Origin of the sequence: Streptomyces sp. NBC_00016, assembly GCF_045040885.1 — a bacterium.
Classification (GTDB): domain Bacteria; phylum Actinomycetota; class Actinomycetes; order Streptomycetales; family Streptomycetaceae; genus Streptomyces; species Streptomyces coriariae.
The window spans coordinates 6788255-6808211 of record NZ_CP108304.1; the positions used below are offsets into that span (position 1 = coordinate 6788255).

Annotated in this window: 17 protein-coding genes; 12 read left to right on the forward strand and 5 right to left on the reverse strand. The window is 68.6% G+C overall.

Translation table 11 applies throughout. The features are described 5' to 3' along the window. Positions 1 to 5: 5 nt before the first annotated feature. Both OG933_RS30030 and aceE read right to left on the reverse strand, forming a co-directional pair. The gene (locus OG933_RS30030) at positions 6 to 839 is read right to left on the reverse strand and encodes a potassium channel family protein (protein WP_405629827.1); all 834 of its coding nucleotides are present in this window, start codon (positions 837 to 839) and stop codon (positions 6 to 8) included. A 69-nt stretch (positions 840 to 908) separates the two neighbouring features. Further along, positions 909 to 3656 (reverse strand): pyruvate dehydrogenase (acetyl-transferring), homodimeric type, encoded by a 2748-nt coding sequence (gene aceE, locus OG933_RS30035; protein WP_362524136.1) that lies wholly within the window; start codon positions 3654 to 3656, stop codon positions 909 to 911. 405 nt (positions 3657 to 4061) lie between these two features. On the opposite strand from aceE, the gene OG933_RS30040 reads away from it, so the two are divergent. The 6 genes from OG933_RS30040 to OG933_RS30065 all read left to right on the forward strand — a co-directional run bounded on the left by OG933_RS30040 (position 4062) and on the right by OG933_RS30065 (position 8556). Beyond that, entirely contained in the window at positions 4062 to 4499 is a 438-nt protein-coding gene (locus OG933_RS30040) for a DUF3052 domain-containing protein (RefSeq protein ID WP_020126915.1), read from the forward strand. A 144-nt stretch (positions 4500 to 4643) separates the two neighbouring features. Further along, on the forward strand, positions 4644 to 5111 hold the full coding sequence (locus OG933_RS30045; protein WP_383472419.1) for a peroxiredoxin: 468 nt from the start codon (positions 4644 to 4646) through the stop codon (positions 5109 to 5111). A 112-nt stretch (positions 5112 to 5223) separates the two neighbouring features. Then, the gene (locus OG933_RS30050; RefSeq protein WP_362524133.1) at positions 5224 to 5799 is read left to right on the forward strand and encodes a TerD family protein; all 576 of its coding nucleotides are present in this window, start codon (positions 5224 to 5226) and stop codon (positions 5797 to 5799) included. A 120-nt stretch (positions 5800 to 5919) separates the two neighbouring features. Next, entirely contained in the window at positions 5920 to 6495 is a 576-nt protein-coding gene (locus tag OG933_RS30055; protein WP_020126912.1) for a TerD family protein, read from the forward strand. A 74-nt stretch (positions 6496 to 6569) separates the two neighbouring features. Beyond that, on the forward strand, positions 6570 to 7718 hold the full coding sequence (locus tag OG933_RS30060; RefSeq protein ID WP_405629832.1) for a DUF475 domain-containing protein: 1149 nt from the start codon (positions 6570 to 6572) through the stop codon (positions 7716 to 7718). Positions 7719 to 7818: 100 nt separating this feature from the next. Continuing rightward, positions 7819 to 8556 (forward strand): tellurium resistance protein TerA, encoded by a 738-nt coding sequence (locus tag OG933_RS30065; protein ID WP_020126909.1) that lies wholly within the window; start codon positions 7819 to 7821, stop codon positions 8554 to 8556. Positions 8557 to 8575: 19 nt separating this feature from the next. On the opposite strand, the gene OG933_RS30070 is transcribed toward OG933_RS30065, so the two are convergent. Continuing rightward, complete coding sequence (locus tag OG933_RS30070) at positions 8576 to 9319, reverse strand: TerD family protein (protein WP_362264876.1); 744 nt, start codon at positions 9317 to 9319, stop codon at positions 8576 to 8578. 176 nt (positions 9320 to 9495) lie between these two features. Here OG933_RS30070 and OG933_RS30075 point away from each other — a divergent pair, with 176 nt between their 5' ends. The 3 genes from OG933_RS30075 to OG933_RS30085 are packed head-to-tail and all read left to right on the forward strand — an operon-like array spanning position 9496 to position 14050. Next, a complete protein-coding gene (locus OG933_RS30075) occupies positions 9496 to 10671 on the forward strand; it encodes an HpcH/HpaI aldolase/citrate lyase family protein (RefSeq protein WP_362524128.1) in 1176 nt (391 codons plus the stop codon). A 26-nt stretch (positions 10672 to 10697) separates the two neighbouring features. Beyond that, the gene (locus tag OG933_RS30080; RefSeq protein ID WP_362524125.1) at positions 10698 to 13250 is read left to right on the forward strand and encodes a phosphoribosyltransferase; all 2553 of its coding nucleotides are present in this window, start codon (positions 10698 to 10700) and stop codon (positions 13248 to 13250) included. Beyond that, positions 13250 to 14050: an HAD family hydrolase gene (locus OG933_RS30085; RefSeq protein WP_362524123.1), complete on the forward strand. Its 801-nt coding sequence runs from the start codon at positions 13250 to 13252 to the stop codon at positions 14048 to 14050. The genes OG933_RS30080 and OG933_RS30085 overlap by 1 nt, the downstream gene beginning before the upstream one ends. A gap of 18 nt (positions 14051 to 14068) precedes the next feature. Here the strand turns inward: OG933_RS30085 and OG933_RS30090 are convergent, their stop codons facing one another. Then, the gene (locus OG933_RS30090) at positions 14069 to 14287 is read right to left on the reverse strand and encodes a zinc ribbon domain-containing protein (RefSeq protein WP_020126904.1); all 219 of its coding nucleotides are present in this window, start codon (positions 14285 to 14287) and stop codon (positions 14069 to 14071) included. 285 nt (positions 14288 to 14572) lie between these two features. Here OG933_RS30090 and OG933_RS30095 point away from each other — a divergent pair, with 285 nt between their 5' ends. The 3 genes from OG933_RS30095 (at position 14573) to OG933_RS30105 (ending at position 19381) form a co-directional block, all read left to right on the forward strand. Further along, positions 14573 to 16777, forward strand: a complete 2205-nt coding sequence (locus OG933_RS30095; protein ID WP_362524230.1) for a transglycosylase domain-containing protein — start codon at positions 14573 to 14575, stop codon at positions 16775 to 16777. Positions 16778 to 16826: 49 nt separating this feature from the next. Further along, positions 16827 to 18110 carry a hypothetical protein gene (locus tag OG933_RS30100; protein WP_020126902.1) on the forward strand — a complete coding sequence of 428 codons (1284 nt, stop codon included), beginning with the start codon at positions 16827 to 16829 and terminating at the stop codon, positions 18108 to 18110. Between the two features lie 98 nt (positions 18111 to 18208). Then, positions 18209 to 19381: an amidase domain-containing protein gene (locus tag OG933_RS30105; protein WP_405629838.1), complete on the forward strand. Its 1173-nt coding sequence runs from the start codon at positions 18209 to 18211 to the stop codon at positions 19379 to 19381. A 13-nt stretch (positions 19382 to 19394) separates the two neighbouring features. Here the strand turns inward: OG933_RS30105 and OG933_RS30110 are convergent, their stop codons facing one another. Continuing rightward, positions 19395 to 19898, reverse strand: coding sequence for a DUF4383 domain-containing protein (locus OG933_RS30110; RefSeq protein WP_362524117.1), 504 nt, complete (start codon positions 19896 to 19898; stop codon positions 19395 to 19397). Positions 19899 to 19957 lie beyond the last annotated feature (59 nt).

Consider the following 19957-nt stretch of genomic DNA (forward strand, 5'->3'; position numbering starts at 1 on the left):
GCGGCCTACCGGGACGGCTGGTGGGTCGGCACGGCGGGCGGGGACCCGGGGCGCAGCGGCCCTTCGGTCCCGTCCCGCAGGGTCCCCTCGGGTCCGGTCCGCAGTGGCCCCTCGGGCCCGTCCCGCAGGGCCGCCACTTCCGCCCGCAGCGCCCGTACCTCATGCGTCAGGGCCAGGATCGCCTCCGTCTGGGCGCGTTCCTCGACGTCGTCCTTGTCGAACCGGGCGATGAACCACGCGGCGATGTTCGCGGTCACGACACCGAGCAGCGCGATCCCGGAGAGCATCAGCCCGACGGCGATGATCCGGCCCAGTCCGGTGGTCGGCGCGTGGTCCCCGTACCCCACGGTCGTCATCGTCGTGAACGACCACCACAGCGCGTCACCCAGCGTGCGGATGTTCCCGTCCGGCGACTCCCGCTCCACCGAGAGCACGGCGAGCGACCCGAACATCAGCAGCCCGACGACCGCCCCCACGACATACGTCGTCATCCGGATCTGCGAGGCCATCCGCGCCCGCCGCCCCACCAGCAGCAGTGTCGAGACCAGCCGCAGCAGCTTGAGCTGCTGCGCCAGCGGCAGCAACACCGCGCACAGGTCCAGCCAGTGCGTGCGCACGAACCGTCGCCGGTCGGACGTCAGCGCCAGCCGGACCACGTAGTCCACGGCGAACGCGCCCCACACCACCCACTCGACCGCGCCGCAGGCGGTGGTCAGCGTGTGGTCGGCCGAGGTGTCCACGATCGGCACGGCGTAGGCGACGGCGAACACCACGGCGAGGCCCAGCAGCGGGCGCTGGGTCCGGAGCTCCCACCGGCTCTGCGCCGATTGTTCTTGCATGCCCGCATCGTAAAGAACGAGTAAGGGGTGGTGAAGCCGCGGCTCCACCACCCCTTCGCACGCCTGGCGCTACGCGTCGCCTCCGGCCGCCCCCGGGTCCGCCGCCGACACGTCCAGCAGCTGGTACCGGTCGATGGCCTGCTTCAGCAGCGACCGGTCGACCTTGCCCTCCTTGGCCAGCTCGGTCAGCACCCCCACCACGATCGACTGCGCGTCGATGTGGAAGAAGCGGCGAGCCGCTCCCCGGGTGTCCGCGAAGCCGAAGCCGTCCGCGCCCAGCGACTGGTAGGTGCCCGGCACCCAGCGCGCGATCTGGTCGGGGACCGACCGCATCCAGTCCGAGACGGCCACGAACGGCCCCTCGGCCCCGGCCAGCTTCCGCGTCACGTACGGCACCCGCTGCTCCTCCTCCGGGTGCAGCAGGTTGTGCCGCTCGACCTCGACGGCCTCGCGCCGCAGCTCGTTCCAGGAGGTGGCGGACCAGACGTCCGCCTTGACGTTCCAGTCCTCGGCGAGGATCTTCTGCGCCTCGACCGCCCAGGGGACGGCCACACCGGACGCGAGGATCTGCGCCGGGATCGACCCCGAGGTGCCCTCGCTGAAGCGGTGGACGCCCTTGAGGATGCCCTCGACGTCCACGTCGTCCGGCTCGGCCGGGTGCTGGATCGGCTCGTTGTAGACGGTCAGGTAGTAGAAGACGTCCTCACCGTGCGGGTGCTCGGCGGAACTGCCGTACATCCTGCGCAGACCGTCCCGCACGATGTGCGCGATCTCGAAGCCGAACGCCGGGTCGTAGGCGACACAGCCCGGGTTCGTCGAGGCGAGCAGCTGCGAATGGCCGTCCGCGTGCTGGAGGCCCTCGCCGGTCAGGGTCGTCCGGCCGGCGGTCGCACCCAGCACGAAACCGCGCGCCAGCTGGTCCGACATCTGCCAGAACTGGTCGCCGGTGCGCTGGAAACCGAACATCGAGTAGAAGACGTAGACCGGGATCAGCGGCTCGCCGTGGGTGGCGTACGCCGAGCCCGCCGCGATCAGGGACGCCGTACAGCCGGCCTCCGAGATGCCGTCGTGCAGCATCTGCCCGGTCGGCGACTCCTTGTAGGCGAGCAGCAGATCCCGGTCCACCGCCTCGTACTGCTGGCCGAGCGGGTTGTAGATCTTCGCGCTCGGGAAGAAGGAGTCCATGCCGAACGTGCGGTACTCGTCCGGCGCGATCAGCACGAAGCGCTTGCCGAGCTCCTTGTCCCGCATGAGGTCCTTGAGGAGCCGCACAAAGGCCATGGTCGTCGCGATGGACTGCTGACCCGAGCCCTTCTTCACACTCGCGTACGTCTTGTCGTCCGGCAGCGCGAGCGGCTTCGAGCGCACGACACGGGTCGGGACGTAACCGCCGAGACCCTTGCGGCGGTCGTGCATGTACTGGATCTCCTCCGAGTTCCGCCCGGGGTGGAAGTACGGCGGGAGGCCGCCCTCCAGCTCCTTGTCGGAGATCGGCAGGTGCAGCCGGTCGCGGAAGCCCTTGAGGTCGGAGACCGTCAGCTTCTTCATCTGGTGCGTGGCGTTGCGGCCCTCGAAGTTCGGCCCCAGCGTCCAGCCCTTGACCGTCTTGGCCAGGATGACCGTCGGCTGGCCGGTGTGCTCCACGGCCGCCTTGAACGCCGCGTAGATCTTCCGGTGGTCGTGACCGCCGCGGCCCAGGTGCAGGATCTGGTCGTCGGTCATGCCCTCGACCATCGCGCGCAGCCGCTGGTCGTCGCCGAAGAAGTGGTCGCGGATGTAGGCGCCGGACTCGGTGGCGTAGGTCTGGTACTGGCCGTCCGGCGTCGTGTTCATCCGGTTGACGAGGGTGCCGTCGCGGTCCTGGGCGAGCAGCGGGTCCCAGGAGCGGTCCCAGATCAGCTTGATCACGTTCCAGCCGGCGCCCCGGAAGACCGACTCCAGTTCCTGGATGACCTTGCCGTTGCCGCGCACCGGCCCGTCCAGGCGCTGGAGGTTGCAGTTGACGACGAAGGTCAGGTTGTCCAGGCCCTCACGTGCGGCGATGGTCAGCTGGCCGAGCGACTCCGGCTCGTCCATCTCGCCGTCGCCGAGGAACGCCCACACATGCGACTTCGACGTGTCGGCGATCCCGCGCGCGTGCATGTAGCGGTTCATCCGCGCCTGGTAGATCGCGCCGATCGGGCCGAGACCCATCGACACGGTCGGGAACTCCCAGAAGTCCGGCATCAGACGCGGGTGCGGATACGAGGACAGCCCGTCCGGCGCCTTCGACTTCTCCTGGCGGAACGCGTCCAGGTTCTGTTCGCTCAGCCGGTCGAGCAGGAACGCGCGCGCGTAGATGCCCGGGGAGGCGTGCCCCTGGAAGAAGACCTGGTCGCCGCCGTCGCCCTCGTCCTTGCCGCGGAAGAAGTGGTTGAAGCCGACGTCGTAGAGGGACGCGGAGGAGGCGAAGGTGGCGATGTGACCGCCCACCCCGATGCCCGGCCGCTGAGCCCTGGACACCATCACGGCCGCGTTCCAGCGGGTCGCGTTGAGGATCCGGCGCTCGATCTCCTCGTTGCCCGGGAAGAAGGGCTCGGCCCGGGTGGGGATGGTGTTGACGTAGTCCGTGCTGCGCATCTCGGGCACGGCCACACGCTTCTCGCGGGCCCGTTCGATCAGCCGGAGCATCAGATAGCGGGCCCGCTCCCGGCCGCGCTCGTCGATCGCGGCGTCGAGGGAGTCGAGCCACTCCTGGGTTTCCTCGGGGTCGAAGTCAGGAACCTGACTCGGAAGGCCGCCAATGATGATCGGGTTGCGATCGGATCCGGAAGCCACGCTGTTCCTTACCTGTCAGAGGGCTGGGTGGGACGGTGTTTCTCGTTCGCGCCTCGCGGGTGCCTCGCGGGGTGTCTCGCTCACTCTCCAGTGCCTGCACCGCCCCCATCGTGTACCTAGGGGCCGCAAACGTCATCTCTACCCCGAGGTAACCGGCACTCGTTCGAATCTCGTACCCTTGGATGGTTCTCAAATACGCAAACAGGGCAGATAGGTGTGGTGTACGTCACCATCCGTCCGAATCGCGTGCCTGGAGTTGCGTCGACACGGCCAGGATCGTCACCGTTTCGGCGGTCCGAACCGCCGGGTACTTGCGCGATCCGTCCCGTCCGTGTGGACTACGGCCAATGCTTCGCGCACGCGCGTGGCTGAGTAATTCCCCAAAACATGATCAGGAGGCAACCCGTGAGCGCGACCGCGGACCACGCGGAGGAGCGGACCAGCCCTGCCGTCAGGCTGGGTTTCCAGCCCGAGCAGGTGGTCCAGGAGATCGGCTACGACGACGACGTCGACCAGGAGCTCCGCGAGTCCATTGAGGAAGTCATCGGCAGCGATCTGGTGGACGAGGACTACGACGACGTCGCCGACGCCGTGGTGCTCTGGTTCCGCGACGATGACGGAGACCTGACGGATGCGCTGGTGGACGCCACCACGTACATCGAAGAAGGCGGGTCGATCCTCCTCCTGACGCCGAAGACCGGCCGTACGGGATACGTGGAGCCGAGCGACATCTCCGAAGCCTCGACGACTGCGGGTCTGTCGGCCAGCAAGAGCGTCAGCGTGGGCAAGGACTGGAGCGGCAGCCGGCTGGTGACGCCCAAGGCCGCGAAGTCCAAGAAGTGACGTCCAGGGAGTGACGTCCGAAGAAGTGCTGTGAAGTGACGCCGGGCGGGCTGGGTCCTCGTACTCAGCCCGTCCGGCGGCCTTCGGTGGTCGCTGCGTAGGGTGGACTCACCCAGACAGCCCCACCGAAGGGACAACCAGGCGATGGCGATCCAGGTCGGCGACAAGGCCCCCGACTTCGAGCTCAAGGACAACCACGGCCGGGCCGTGAAGCTCTCCGACTTCCGCGGGGGCGAGAACCCCAAGAACGTCGTCCTGCTCTTCTACCCCTTCGCCTTCACCGGCGTGTGCACCGGCGAGCTGTGCGAGGTGCGCGACAACCTGCCGAAGTTCGCCGACCGGGACACCCAGGTGCTCGCCGTCTCCAACGACTCCATCCACACCCTGCGCGTCTTCGCCGAGCAGGAGGGCCTGGAGTACCCGCTGCTCAGCGACTTCTGGCCGCACGGTGAGGTCAGCCGCGCCTACGGCGTCTTCGCCGAGGACAAGGGCTGCGCGGTGCGCGGCACCTTCGTCATCGACAAGGAGGGCCTGGTGCGCTGGACCGTCGTCAACGCGCTGCCGGACGCCCGGGACCTCGGCGAGTACGTCGCCGCGCTCGACACCCTGTGATTCTTCGGCTCCAGGGCCTGCGTGGGGCGGGAACCCGTCACTAGGATCGACTCGTTGATCCGATATCCGACGTACCAGGGGCTCCCCGCCCCAGGACACCAATGGAGGACTTGTGGGAGTCAGCCTCAGCAAGGGCGGCAACGTATCGCTGACCAAGGAGGCCCCGGGCCTGACCGCGGTCATCGTCGGTCTGGGGTGGGACGTCCGCACCACGACCGGCACCGACTTCGACCTGGACGCCAGCGCACTGCTGCTGGACAGCTCCGGCAAGGTCGGCAGCGACGCCAATTTCGTGTTCTTCAACAACCTCAAGAGCCCCGACGGCTCGGTCGAGCACACCGGTGACAACACCACCGGTGAGGGCGAGGGCGACGACGAGGCGATCAAGGTCAACCTCGCCGGGGTCCCGGCCGAGATCGAGAAGATCGTCTTCCCGGTGTCGATCTACGACGCCGAGAACCGGCAGCAGTCCTTCGGTCAGGTCCGCAACGCGTTCATCCGCGTCGTGAACCAGGCCGGCGGCGCCGAGATCGCCCGCTACGACCTCAGCGAGGACGCGTCGACCGAGACCGCGATGGTCTTCGGTGAGCTGTACCGGCACGGTGCGGAGTGGAAGTTCCGGGCCATCGGACAGGGCTACGCGTCGGGTCTGCGCGGTATCGCGCAGGACTTCGGCGTCAACGTCTGAGCCACCCGCAGCAACCGAAGGTCCGACCGTCCGGCGCCGCACCGTTTACGGGCGGCGCCGGACGTGCAGGACAACCGAAGAGGAAGCACCTGAGCACCACCTAGGGGAGGACCAGCAATCATGGGCGTCACGCTCGCCAAGGGAGGCAATGTCTCCCTGTCCAAGGCCGCGCCGAACCTCACTCAGGTGATGATCGGACTCGGTTGGGACGCGCGCTCCACCACCGGAGCCCCCTTCGACCTCGACGCCAGTGCGCTGCTGTGCAACAGCGGGCGGGTGATGGGGGACGAGTGGTTCGTCTTCTACAACCAGCTCAAGAGCCCGGACGGCTCGGTGGAGCACACCGGCGACAACCTCACCGGTGAGGGCGAAGGCGACGACGAGTCGCTCCTGGTGGACCTCTCCAAGGTGCCACCCCAGTGCGACAAGATCGTCTTCCCGGTCTCCATCCACATGGCCGACGAGCGGGGGCAGACCTTCGGCCAGGTCTCCAACGCCTTCATCCGTGTCGTCAACCAGGCCGACGGACAGGAACTCGCCCGCTACGACCTCAGCGAGGACGCGAGCACGGAGACCGCGATGATCTTCGGCGAGCTCTATCGCTACCAGGGCGAATGGAAGTTCAGGGCGGTGGGGCAGGGGTACGCGTCGGGGTTGCGGGGCATCGCTCTAGACTTCGGAGTCAACGTTTCGTAAAACCGAGTACGGCGCGGGGGAGAACCACCCCCAAGCTTCGCTTGGGGGGACCCCCAGACACGATTGGGTAGCCAGTGCTTCTGAAAACCTTCGGCTGGTCGTTCGCGGTCACCGCGCTCGGCCTGGTCGCAGCGGTCTTCTACGGGGGGTGGGAGGCCTTCGGCATCGTGGCGATCCTCTCCGTCCTCGAGATCTCGCTGTCCTTCGACAACGCGGTGGTCAACGCCGGGATCCTGAAGAAGATGAGTGCCTTCTGGCAGAAAATCTTCCTCACGATCGGTGTTCTCATCGCCGTCTTCGGCATGCGGCTGGTCTTCCCCGTCGTGATCGTCGCCATCAGCGCCAAGATCGGCCCGATCGACGCCGTCGACCTCGCGCTCAACGACAAGGACCAGTACCAGCAGCTGGTCACCGACGCCCACCCGTCGATCGCGGCCTTCGGTGGCATGTTCCTGCTGATGATCTTCCTGGACTTCATCTTCGAGGACCGTGACATCCAGTGGCTGCGCTGGATCGAGCGCCCGCTGGCCAAGCTCGGCAAGGTCGACATGCTGTCGGTCTGCATCGCGCTGATCGTCCTGCTGATCACCTCCTTCACCTTCGCGGCCCACGCCCACCAGCACGGCGGCGCGCACGCCGACAAGGCGGAGACGGTGCTGATCTCCGGCATCGCCGGTCTGATCACGTACATGGTCGTCGGCGGGCTCTCCGGCTACTTCGAGGACAAGCTCGAGGAAGAGGAGGAACGCGAGCACGAGGAGGAGGAAGAGGCCGCGCGCACCGGCAAGAAGCGGTCGCCGGTCGTCCTGGCCGGTCAGGCCGCGTTCTTCATGTTCCTCTACCTCGAGGTCCTCGACGCGTCCTTCTCCTTCGACGGCGTGATCGGCGCCTTCGCCATCACCAACGACATCGTGCTGATGGCGCTGGGTCTGGGCATCGGCGCGATGTACGTCCGTTCGCTGACCGTGTACCTGGTCCGCCAGGGCACCCTCGACGACTACGTCTACCTCGAGCACGGCGCGCACTACGCGATCGGCGCCCTCGCCGTGATCCTCATGGTCACCATCCAGTACCAGATCAACGAGGTCATCACCGGCCTCGTCGGTGTCGTCCTGATCGGGTGGTCGTTCCTGTCCTCCGTGCGCCGCAACCGCGCATTGGCGGCGGCCGAGGGAAAAGCCCAGGGCTCGGACGAGAAGACTGAGGTCTCGTCCGGGGTGTGATCACCTTTCGAGCGAGGAACGCTCTGAGCGGGGCGGCCGGTGAGGACGAGTCCTCCACCGGCCGCCCCGCCGGTTTTCATCAGTGGACGTGGGGGCGGGAATGGGCATCTTCGACGGGCTCCTGGGCAGCCGGGCCGCCGATTTCGACTCGGGCAACGCGGCCACCAACGCGATCGAACTGACCAAGCGGCATCATCAGGTCTCCCTGACCAAACAGGGTGCCGCGACCGGCAACCTGCGCGTCAACCTGACCTGGCGGATGCGGACGTCCGACATCGGCGGACCGCAGCGGGAGAGCCTGCTGCGGCACCCCTTCAAGGCGCTGCGGCCCCCGGAGGTCGTCGGACACAGCCAGAGCATGGTGAACGTCGACCTCGACCTCGGCTGCCTGTACGAGCTGGCCGACGGGACGAAGGGGGTCGTACAGCCGCTGGGCGGCCTGCTGGGGGACGTGAACGCGGCACCGTACGTGAAGCTGAGCGGGGACGACCGGTTCGGGTCGGCGTCCGGCGAGACGATGTACGTCAACCTCGACCACCGGGAACAGATCAAGCGCCTGCTCGTCTTCGTCTACATCTACGACCAGACGCCGGCGTTCGACCGTACGCACGCGATCGTCACGCTGTACCCGAGCAACGGGCCGCGGATCGAGATAGGCCTCGACGAACGGCACCCGCAGGCCCGGTCCTGCGCGGTGGTGATGATCGAGAACGTGAAGGACGAGCTCATGGTGCGGCGTGAGGTGCGGTTCGTCTACGGGTTCCAGGCGGAACTGGATCGCCTGTACGGCTGGGGACTGACGTGGGGCCGGGGCTACAAGACGAAGGCCGAGAAGTAGCGCCCGAACCCCCGGCGGCTCACCGTCCGACGAACTGAGGGCCCTGCGGGGGGAGCCGGAAGGAGCCGTCCGGATAGCCGTAGCCGTAGGTCGGCAGACTGGCCGGGTAGCCGTACGCCGGCTGCTGCTGGGGGACGGCCGAGGTCGGCTGCTCGGGCGGCAGGGGCTGGGAGAGGCTGGGAGTCTGCGGGGCCGGTTCGGGAGCCGCGGCCGCTGCCTCCTCCGACTCGTCCACCGAGATGCCGAAGTCGGTGGCCAGGCCCTTGAGACCGTTGGAGTAGCCCTCGCCCAGGGCGCGGAACTTCCAGCCCTCGCCGCGCCGGTACAGCTCGCCGCAGATCAGCGCCGTCTCCTCGCCCGTCTCGGGGCGGATGTCGAACGTGGCCAGCGGCTCGCCGTCGGCTGCCGCGTCGTACAGCACGATGGTGAGGGAACGTACGCGGTCGAACGTCACGCCGTCCGCCGAAGCGACCAGCAGAATCTGGCCGACGCCGGACTCGACACCGGACAGATCTGTCTGGATGGTGTCCGTGAGGCCCTCGGCGACGCGCTTCTTGCCGAGCCGCCACACCTTCCCGGAAGGGTGCCGGGGCTGGTTGTAGAACACGAAGTCCTCGTCGGAGCGCACACGGCCGTCGAGGCCGAGGAGCAGCGCCGAGGCGTCGACGTCCGGGACCCCCTGCCCGGGGGTCCAGCGCAGCACGGCGCGTACCGTGGTGGCTTTCAGCGGGACGTTCGACCCCTTCAGCATCGCGTGCGTCATGCGGTCATCCTGCCTTCTCGGGCCTGCTCACGACAACGCGGGGTACACGGCAAGTCTCATCCGCGAGTTACCTGAAATTCATGCCGGGTGGGAACCTCTGACATGGATCCCTACGTACTATTACCGGCCACCTCATACCGAATCCACAGAGTTACCTTGCACCACGGGGGAGATTTATGCGTCATTTCGGGCACCTCGCCCCTGAGGTGCGACAGCGCCTCTTCTACCGGGAGCCGTGCGTCTTCGACACCGACTCGCCGGCCAGGCTGCTCTCCGCGGCCCTGGGCGCCACGCTGTACAGCCCGGCCACCCGGCCCCGGCTGGCGGACGACATCGTCAAGCAGACCGGGCGCGGCGTGGTGTCGATGGTGCTGTGCCTGGAGGACTCCATCGGAGACGAGGACGTCGAGGCCGGTGAGGAGAACCTGGTCCGGCAGTTCGCCGATCTGGCCGGGCGCAGGGCCACGGAGGGCGCGGAGCTGCCGCTGCTCTTCATCCGGGTGCGGACGCCCGAGCAGATCCCCGACCTGGTCCGGCGGCTCGGGTCCACCGTGGGGCTGCTCAGCGGGTTCGTCTTCCCCAAGTTCACCGAGGAGCGGGGCATCCCCTTCCTGGAGGCGCTGGCGGGCGCCGAGACGGCGAGCGGACGGCGGCTGTTCGGCATGCCCGTCCTGGAGACGCCCGAGCTGATGTACCGCGAGTCGCGGGTGGACGCCCTGGAGGGCATCGCCCGCGCCGTCGACAAGTACCGCAGCCGGGTCCTCGCGCTGCGCCTCGGCGTGACGGACTTCTGCTCCTCGTACGGGCTGCGCAGAGCGCCCGACATGACCGCCTACGACGTCCAGATCGTCGCCTCGGTGATCGCCGACGTGGTGAACATGCTGGGCCGGGCCGACGGCACCGGGTTCACGGTGACCGGTCCGGTGTGGGAGTACTTCCGGGTTCCCGAGCGCATGTTCAAGCCGATGTTGCGGCACAGTCCCTTCCTGGAGGGGCAGGCCGTCGAGCTGCGCGAGAAGCTGATAGAGCACGCGATGGACGGGCTGCTGCGCGAGATCTCCCTGGATCACGCCAACGGTCTGCTGGGCAAGACCTGCATCCACCCCTCGCATGTGCCGGCCGTGCACGCGCTGTCCGTCGTCAGTCACGAGGAGTACAGCGACGCGGCGGACATCCTGCGGCCGGAACGCGGCGGCGGGGGTGTGCTGCGGTCGCAGTACACGAACAAGATGAACGAGGTGAAGCCGCACCGCGCCTGGGCCGAGCGCACCATGCTCCGCGCCGAGGTCTTCGGTGTCGCGCACGAGGACGTCAGCTTCGTCGACCTGCTCGCCGCCGGAATACCCGGCTGAAGAACCACCTCACTCACAAGGGACGCATGAACAACGCAGTGAACAACGGGGACGACGGGATCTGGTCCGGGACGTGGGTCGCCGAGCGGCTCGGTGTCGAGCTGGTGGGCGACGACGCGCTGACGGGCCTGCTGGGGCTGGCCCTGCGCCGCAACCCCAAGCGGGCGCATCTGCTGGTCTCCAACGTCCTGGGCAAGCACGTCCCGCAGTCGCCGTCCGTGGTGCACGGCCACGGGTTCGCCCTCGGCCGCCGGGTGCGTGAGCTGCTCGGCGCCGAGGAGACGGCCGAGGCGGTCGTCCTCGGCTACGCGGAGACCGCCACCGGCCTCGGCCACGCGGTCGCCGACGGCCTCGGCACCGCCCCCTACCTGCACTCCACCCGCCGCCCGGTCGCCGGGGTGGCCCAGGCGGGCGGCTTCGAGGAGTCCCACTCGCACGCGACCTCGCACCTGCTGCTGCCGGAGGACCCGGCGCTGCTGGTCGGGGACGGGCCGCTGGTCCTGGTCGACGACGAGTTCTCCACCGGCAACACGGTCCTGAACACCATCCGGGCCCTGCACGAGCGCTATCCGCGGCGGCGCTACGTCGTCGTCGCCCTCGTCGACATGCGGTCGGCGGCGGACGCGGGCCGTCTGGACGACTTCGCCCGCGAGATCGGCGCCCGTGTCGACCTGGTCACCGCCGCCTCGGGGACGGTACGGCTCCCTGCGGGAGTGCTGGAGAAGGGCCAGGAGCTGGTCGCCCGCTACGAGGCTGCGGGTGTCGCGAGCGGTGATCGGTCGGCTGCGGGTGCGCGGGGAACCGCGCGACAAGCTTCGACGGACCCGCACCCGGAAGACGACCGCACCGGGCAGACGCGGCCCCGCGGCCGCACAACCCGTGTGGACCTGCACTGGCCCCGCGGCCTCCCCGACGGCGGTCGGCACGGGTTCACACCCAAGCACCGGGCCCGGCTGGAGACCGCCCTCCCCGCCATGACGGCCCGTCTCGCCGAGGCGATACCCGAGGACGCCTCACGCGTCCTCGTCCTCGGTTTCGAGGAGCTGATGTACGCGCCGCTCAGGCTGGCCCGCGAGCTGGAGCAGGTGGTGGCCGCCGAGGTGCGCTACTCGACCACCACCCGCTCGCCCGTCCTCGCCGTCGACGACCCCGGCTACGCGATACGCAGCCGAATCGTTTTCCCCGCGCACGACGACCCGGCCGACGGCCCCGGCGAGCGTTATGCCTATAACGTCGCGGGCAGTGGCTTCGACGCCGTCGTCGCCGTCGTGGACTCCGTGGCCGACACCCGGGAGCTGCACGCTCCCGACGGTCTCCTGTCCCAGCTCGCCGCGCACACCCCGCACGTCGTCCTCGCGGTCGTGCCGTCGTACGTCCCCGAGCCGCTGTACGCAGCCGCCTTGTCGGAAGAGAGACCCGCCATGCTGCCCGAGCCCCTCCGCGGCCCCGCCTTCTCCTCGTACCCGCCCGAGGAGGTCGGCTGGCTGCTCCAGGACCTCTCGGACGTGACGCTGGAGGCGCCGACCGAGGAGCGGGAGGAGGCCATCCAGAGCGGCGGCGCGCACTACGCCGAGTCGCTGCCCGTCGAGTACCAGCCCAGCGAGCAGTACCAGGAGCTGTTCCACGCGGCGCTGGAGACGTCGGCGGCGCGGATCGCGCAGGCCGTGGGCGTGGTCACGGAGACGGTGATCGCCGAGCGCTCCCCCCGGCCCGTGCTCGTCTCGCTCGCCCGGGCCGGCACCCCGGTCGGTGTGCTGATGCGCCGCTGGGCGCAGTTCCGGCACGGCCTCGACCTGCCGCACTACGCCGTGTCGATCGTGCGCGGCCGGGGCATCGACGCCAACGCGCTGCGCTGGCTGGCCGCCCACCACGACCCGCGTGACGTGGTGTTCGTCGACGGCTGGACCGGCAAGGGCGCGATCACCCGGGAACTGGCCGCGGCGATCGAGGAGTTCGAGGCGGGCGGCGGTGCGGCCGGCTTCGACGCGGAGATCGCGGTGCTGGCCGACCCGGGCTCGTGCGTGCGGACGTACGGCACCCGCGACGACTTCCTGATCCCGTCCGCCTGCCTCAACTCGACCGTCTCGGGGCTCATCTCGCGGACCGTGCTGCGGGCCGACCTGGTCGGGCCGAACGACTTCCACGGCGCGAAGTTCTACCGCGAGCTCGCCGGCACCGACGTCTCGGTGGCCTTCCTGGACGCCGTCGCCGCCCGCTTCCCCGAGGTCGCGGACGCGGTCGGCGGCGCGGTGAAGGAGCTGCTGGCCAGTGACCGCACGCCGAGCTGGGAGGGCTGGCGGGCCGTCGAGCGGATCAGCGAGGAGTACGGCATCCACGATGTGAACCTGGTCAAGCCGGGGGTCGGCGAGACCACCCGGGTGCTGCTGCGCCGGGTGCCGTGGAAGATCCTGGCGCGGGCCGGCGCGGGCGCCGACCTGGACCACGTACGGCTGCTCGCCGGACAGCGAGGGGTGCCCGTCGAGGAGGTCGGCGACCTGCCGTACACCTGCGTGGGGCTGATCCACCCGCAGTTCACCCGGGGCGCGACCGGTGCCGACGGCAAGGCGGTGACGGTCTGATGCCGGTTCTGGTGGCGAGCGATCTCGACCGTACGCTCATCTACTCGGCGGCCGCCCTGGCGCTGACCATGCCGGACGCGCGGGCGCCGCGGCTGCTGTGCGTGGAGGTGCACGAGGCCAGGCCGCTGTCGTTCATGACGGAGACGTCGGCGCAGCTGCTGACCGACCTGGGCGACCGGGCGGTGTTCGTGCCGACGACCACCCGGACGCGCAAGCAGTACCAGCGCATCAACCTGCCGGGCCCGGCGCCGAAGTACGCGATCTGCGCGAACGGCGGCCATCTGCTGGTCGACGGCGCGACGGACCAGGACTGGCACGGACGCGTGCTGGCCAGGCTGGCCGAAGAGTGCGCGCCGCTCGCGGAGGTGGAGGAGTACCTGGCGAAGACGGCGGACCCGTTCTGGCTGCGCAAGCAGCGGGTCGCCGAGGACCTGTTCGCCTATCTCGTCGTGGAGCGCGAGCTGCTGCCCGAGGAGTGGGTGAAGGAGCTGGCGGCCTGGGCGGAGAACCGCGGCTGGACCGTGTCGCTCCAGGGCCGCAAGATCTACGCCGTGCCGAAGCCGCTGACCAAGAGCGCGGCCGTGCGCGAGGTGGCCCGCCGCACCGGCGCGGAACTGACGCTGGCGGCGGGCGACTCGCTGCTCGACGCCGACCTGCTGCTGGTCGCCGACCGGGGCTGGCGTCCCGGGCACGGCGAGCTGGCCGAGGCCGCCTGGACGGCCCCGGCGATCACCGCCCTGCCCGAGCGGGGCGTGCTGGCCGGGGAGCGCATCCTGCGGGAGTTCCTGAAGAACTCCTGAGAATTCGCCGGGCGGCGGTCAGCCGCAGCAACCGCCGCCGCAGCATCCGCCGCCGCCCCCGCCGCCCGCCTTGGGCGCGGGGGCGGACTTCGTGCCGCCCACGGCCACCGTGGAGAGCAGTTTGACGGTGTCGTCGTGGCCCGCGGGGCAGTCGGCGGGGTCGGCGGACCGGGCCATCGGGCGGCTCAGTTCGAAGGTGTCGCCGCAGGTCCGGCAGCGGTACTCGTAGCGAGGCATGGCGTCAGACTAAGCCCCTATGCTCGGACCTGGTGTCAGCAGTTTCGGCTCTGTTCACTTCTGTCGATTTCTTCTGTGGAGAATTTGCGAAGAGCGCTGGTAATTTGAGAGCGCCGCGTTGAACTCCAAGGTCGGGAGGGTTCAAGGTTTGCGGCCGCGTCAACGGCAACCATGTCAGGCCCTCGTAAGTCTGTACGTCTGCCTGCGAGCAATACGGAGTGCGGAGGGAGACGCGTCGTGAGCGAGGCGGGGCAGGGGGACAAGCCCCAACAGCCTGACGAAACCATGCAGTTGAAGGTTCCACCGTCTTTCCGGGCGGACGAGACCATGCAGCTGCGGGTATCGGATATACCGGCGATGCCTGAAATGTCCGAGGGTGACGACGAAGGAAAGCCGCGTTCTTCGAAAAACCGGAGAAAAGCTCCACGCCCTTCCCTCTTTGTACGAATTTCTTCGTTTCTGGGTCCCCGGCTCGCCCCGCTCCTCGCCGTACTGGCCCCGTATGTGGCTCGTGTCACGCCCTACGCCCGCAAGCTCCGCCCGCAGTACCCGCGCCCGGGCCGTACCGACTGGCGGCGCTGGATACCCTCCTGGCGGCAGTGCCTCGGCGGCGTCCTCACGTCCATAGGCCTGAGCGGCATGCTCCTGGTCGTCGCCTACGCGGCCACCGACATCCCGGACAACATCAACTCGTACGCCACCCAGCAGGACAACGTGTACTTCTGGGCCGACGGGACGCCGATGGCCCGCACCGGCTGGGTGCAGCGGCAGGCGATGCCGCTGAAGGACATCCCCGAGGACGTCCGCTGGGCGGTGCTGGCCGCCGAGAACGCCAGCTTCTACAGCGACCCCGGCATCTCCTTCAAGGGCATCAGCCGCGCCCTGTTCCGCACCATCGGCCAGGGCGACACGCAGGGTGGCTCCACGATCACCCAGCAGTACGTCAAGAACGTCTACCTGAACCAGAACCAGACGGTGAGCCGCAAGTTCACCGAGGCCATGATCTCCCTCAAGCTCGACAACCAGATGAGCAAGGACGACATCCTCGAGGGCTACCTCAACACCAGCTGGTTCGGCCGCGGCACCTACGGCATCCAGCGCGCCGCCCAGGCCTACTACGGCAAGGACGTCGGCGAACTCAACGCCAGCGAGGCCGCGTTCCTCGCCTCCCTGCTCAAGGGCGCCGGCCTGTACGACCCGACCCTGAACTCCGCCAACCGCGCCCGGGCCGTGGAGCGCTGGTCGTGGACCCTGGACCGGATGGTCGACATCGGCAAACTGTCGAAGGCCGAGCGCGCCAAGTACACGAAGTTCCCCGAGCCGCTCAAGTCCAACCCGCTGTACGACACCGGTGAGCAGACCGACTACCTGGTGGAACTCGCCTCCCAGTACGCCAAGAAGGCCGGGAAGATCTCCGACAAGGACTTCGACCTCGGCGGCTACCAGATCTACACGACCTTCGACAAGAAGCGCGAGACCCAGCTCACCGACGCCGTCACCAAGGCCCGCAAGGACGCCCTGAAGGACGACCCGAAGAACGCGAAGACCGCCCACTACGGCGCCTCCTCGGTGGCCTCCGACGGGCGGATCCTCGCCGTCTACGGCGGCCCGGACCACCGTACGCAGGGCTACAACGAGTCCAACGCCACCACCGTCTCGGCCGGCAGCGCGTTCCTGCCGTTCGTGTACGCCGCCGGCCTGGAGAACGGGATCCACAAGACCCGCGACGGGGACACCACACCGGTCACCGGGGAGACGCTGTACGACGGCGACGACAAGGTGCCGGTGAAGACGCCCGAGGGGCCCTACTGGGACCGCAGCGGCAAGATGGTGGCCGCCAAGAACGACGACGGCGAGTCGTACGGGCAGATCTCCCTGCACCGGGCGATGGAGCTGTCGGTGAACACACCCTTCATGCAGCTCGGCATGGACGCCGGCCTCGACGTGGTGCGCACCACCGCCGAGAAGTCCGGGCTGCTCTCCTCCAGCATCGGGGCGCAGGTGCCCGCGCTGTCCATGGGCAGCTCCACGCCCAGCGCGATCCGCATGGCGAGCGGCTACTCCACCTTCGCCGCGGGCGGCAAGCACACCGAGCCGTACTCGGTGCGCCTGATCACCAAGAACGGCACCAAGCTCGTCCTGGACACCCCGGCCGTCGACCGCGCCTTCGGCGCCGACGTGGCCGAGGAGGTCAACTCCGCGCTCGCGGACTCCTTCAGCACCGCCCACCCGGACGACGTGCCCGCCTCGCAGGGGAACGCCGCCCGGTCCGGCTCGCTCGGCCAGGTGGCCGGGAAGGCCGGCACCACCCAGGACGACACCGCCGCCTGGTACGTCGGCACGGCCAAGGCCGTGTCCACGGCGGTCGTCGTCTACCGCATCGACCTGAGCAAGAGCCTCCAACCGCTTCCACTGAAGGGCATCGCCGGCACGACCGACGACAGCGTTCCCTACGGCATCTGGTCAGGTGCCATGAGCCCGCTCGGCTGACCACCGAGACGGGCACCCGCATCCCCGAAATCCGGAGAATGATCCGCACATGAAGTCACCGTCGGGCCGCCGCCGCAAGGCTCCGGCAACGCGCCACCCCGCCACCACGCATCCGGGGTTCCTGACGCTGGCGGCGCTCCTCGTCGTCGCGTCCCTGGTGGCCGGCTACCTGGTGCTCAACCGCACGACGAACACCGCGCCGACCGCGTCCTCGGGGGAGAACAAGAAGGCGTCGGCGGGGGCCACCAAGGAGCCGGAGTGGGACGGCAAGACGAAGGTCCTGGGGGACGGCTCCACCTCGTACACCGGACCGCAGACCGGGCAGCTGAAAGCGGTTCCGCTCAAGCCGGGGGAGAAGCCGCCCCAGTTCGTGGTCTTCTCCTGGGACGGCGCGCTCATGGGCGACGACGGTCTCTTCGAGCACTACCGGAAGATGGCCGAGGAGTACAACGCCCACATGACCTTCTTCCTCACCGGCATCTACCTGCTGCCCAAGAGCAAGAAGGACCTGTACTCCCCGCCCCAGCACCCCAAGGGCACGGCGGCCATCAGCTTCCCCACCGACGAGCACATCCGCACCACGCTGGAGCAGCTCGGCGAGGCGTGGAAGGAGGGGAACGAGATCGGCACCCACTTCAACGGCCACTTCTGCGGCGCCAAGGGCGGCGGCGACTGGAGCGTCGAGGAGTGGAAGAGCGAGATCGACCAGTTCTACTCCTTCGTGGAGAACTGGAAGACCAACACCGGCTACACGGACATCGACCCGCTGCCCTTCGACTTCAAGAAGGCGGTCGTCGGCGGCCGCGCGCCCTGCCTGGAGGGCCAGGCGAACCTGCTGAAGGCCGCCAAGAGCTACGGCTGGCGCTACGACGCCAGCTCCACCGGTGACTTCCAGATCTGGCCGACGAAGAAGAACGGCATCTGGGACTTCCCGCTCCAGCTGCTCCCCTACGACGGCGGCAAGTACCAGGGCCTGTCCATGGACTTCAACTTCCTCTACAACCAGTCCGACGGCGAGGTCGACGGCGACGCGGCCCAGTACCCGACCTGGGAGCAGGAGACCGTCGACGCCTACATGGCCGGCTTCAACCGCGTGTACTACGGCAGCCGGGCCCCCCTGTTCATCGGCAACCACTTCGAGGAGTGGAACGGCGGCATCTACATGAAGTCCGTCGACCAGGTCATCGAGAACGTGTGCACCAAGAAGGACGTCAAGTGCGTGTCCTTCCAGGAGTTGGCCGACTGGATGGACGTGCAGACGCCGGCGACGCTCGAGCGGCTGCGCACCCTGGATCCGGCGCAGAACCCGGACTGGTCGACCGTCGTGAAGTAACCAAACCTCAACCGAGTCCCCTCTTCACAACGGCCACACACGCCATGCAAAGATGCCCTTCCCGGCATCCCTCCGCCGGGGCAAGAGGGGAAACATCCGTGAAGTCAAGGAAATTGAGCGCGACTCGCCGCCGCGTCGCGATACTCGGGGCAGCCGCCACCTCGGTCGTCGCCGGAGTGGCTCTGCTGCCCAACTGGTCCGCCGGTGCCGCCGTCGTCGACGACCCCAAGGTCGACGCCCGGACGAAGGCCACCTTCCAGCGGCTGGCGGACGCGGTCTTCACCGACCGTACCGACGCCCTGGTCGCAGGCAAGCAGGGCGACCGGACGAAGCCGCTGACCGACGGCTTCTCCGGTGACGTCAAGCTGTCCTCCGGCACGGCCCGCACCGAGGACGCCGCCCTGTCCACGCTGGGCGACCGCAAGGACAAGCTGGCGAAGGCCGGCGAGAAGTACAGCAAGGCCAGCACCACCGTCACCCTGAACGCCACGCGCGTGACCGGCCGTACCGCCAAGGCCGCGGTCACCGAGAGCACGACGCTGACCTACGAGCAGGTCCGCGGCAACGAGCCGAAGAGCACCGGCTTCGAGGCCCACCACGAACTGACGTTCAAGGCCGACCGGCAGGGCAACTGGCAGCTGACGGACATCCGCGACACCGACCAGGGCGGTCTCGCGGTCAACGCGCTCACCAAGCCGGTGTCCGTCAAGACGGCCACGACGGCCGACGACACCATGCCGAACGCCGCGCGTGCCGCCACCACCCGCAACCCGGCCGCCGTCCCGAAGACCGGCACCGCCTATGACTACAAGGCGATGGCGACCTACGCCGAGAAGTACTGGAACGTCTACAACAAGGACTATCCGGACTACAACGGCCACGGCGCCGGCGGCGACTGCACCAACTTCGTCAGCCAGTCCCTGAAGGCGGGCGGCTGGAAGCACGTCCCCGGCTACGTGTACGACTACACCAGGTGGTTCGGCAACGCCGACATCCAGTCGGACTCGTTCGTCGGCGTCAACGAGTGGTCCTGGTTCGCCCAGAACTCCAAGCGCACCACCGCGCTCGCCAACGTCTACCAGCTCGAGGTCGGCGACGTCCTCCAGATGGACTTCGACCGCGACGGGTCCAAGGACCACACGATGATCGTCACCGCCAAGAGCGGCGGCGTGCCGTACGTGACCTACCACTCGAACAACACCCTGCGCCGGTCGGTGGCGAGCCTCGTCTCGTCGTACCCGACCGCGTACTTCTACGCCTACCGCACCTGATCCGGCCGGCCCGTCACTCCTCGGGGTGGCGGGCCCGCCAGTACGGGTTGTCGTGCGGCAGGGCGGACCCCACCCTGCCGTACATCCCGAAGACGAGCAGCAGGATCCCGATCACGAAGCTGAGCATGCAGTTCTGGATCTCGAAGGCCAGGAAGTTGTAGTCCGTCTCCAGCAGGGCCATGTTCAGGAAGCCGCTCACGACGAACAGGACACCGAGGGTCATGTTCAGCGTGGACGCGAAGTTCCCGCCGATCACCATGCCCACGAGCAGCAGCAGCCCGACGCCGACCGACAGCCAGCTGAGCGCGCCGTTGGTGTTGAGGCTCCACACCTCGTCCCCGCCGGTGTCGAAGAAGCCGATGTTGTCGACGATGCCGAAGATCCCGAAGGCGATCAGACCCAGGCCCATCAGCCCGGCGCCGATCCGGTAGACCAGGTTCAGACGGTGGTCGACGGGCAGGTGCTCGTCGAACCTGATGCGCCGCCTGGACCGGTCGTGCACTGCGTGTGTGGCCATCTCCGCCTCCCTGAGGGTGGATGCGCCGATGGAGGCCGTACGTACCTTCAATATCCGCC

Bases quoted from the DNA above. Each gene is read 5' to 3' on its own strand.
- OG933_RS30030 (WP_405629827.1), bottom strand. From the start codon at position 839: ATGCAAGAACAATCGGCGCAGAGCCGGTGGGAGCTCCGGACCCAGCGC.
- OG933_RS30100 (WP_020126902.1), top strand. From the start codon at position 16,827: ATGAAGTCACCGTCGGGCCGCCGCCGCAAGGCTCCGGCAACGCGCCAC.
- OG933_RS30095 (WP_362524230.1), top strand. From the start codon at position 14,573: ATGCAGTTGAAGGTTCCACCGTCTTTCCGGGCGGACGAGACCATGCAG.
- OG933_RS30075 (WP_362524128.1), top strand. From the start codon at position 9,496: ATGCGTCATTTCGGGCACCTCGCCCCTGAGGTGCGACAGCGCCTCTTC.
- OG933_RS30090 (WP_020126904.1), bottom strand. From the start codon at position 14,287: ATGCCTCGCTACGAGTACCGCTGCCGGACCTGCGGCGACACCTTCGAA.
- OG933_RS30085 (WP_362524123.1), top strand. From the start codon at position 13,250: ATGCCGGTTCTGGTGGCGAGCGATCTCGACCGTACGCTCATCTACTCG.
- OG933_RS30080 (WP_362524125.1), top strand. From the start codon at position 10,698: ATGAACAACGCAGTGAACAACGGGGACGACGGGATCTGGTCCGGGACG.
- OG933_RS30110 (WP_362524117.1), bottom strand. From the start codon at position 19,898: ATGGCCACACACGCAGTGCACGACCGGTCCAGGCGGCGCATCAGGTTC.
- OG933_RS30045 (WP_383472419.1), top strand. From the start codon at position 4,644: ATGGCGATCCAGGTCGGCGACAAGGCCCCCGACTTCGAGCTCAAGGAC.
- OG933_RS30070 (WP_362264876.1), bottom strand. From the start codon at position 9,319: ATGACGCACGCGATGCTGAAGGGGTCGAACGTCCCGCTGAAAGCCACC.
- OG933_RS30065 (WP_020126909.1), top strand. From the start codon at position 7,819: ATGGGCATCTTCGACGGGCTCCTGGGCAGCCGGGCCGCCGATTTCGAC.
- OG933_RS30055 (WP_020126912.1), top strand. From the start codon at position 5,920: ATGGGCGTCACGCTCGCCAAGGGAGGCAATGTCTCCCTGTCCAAGGCC.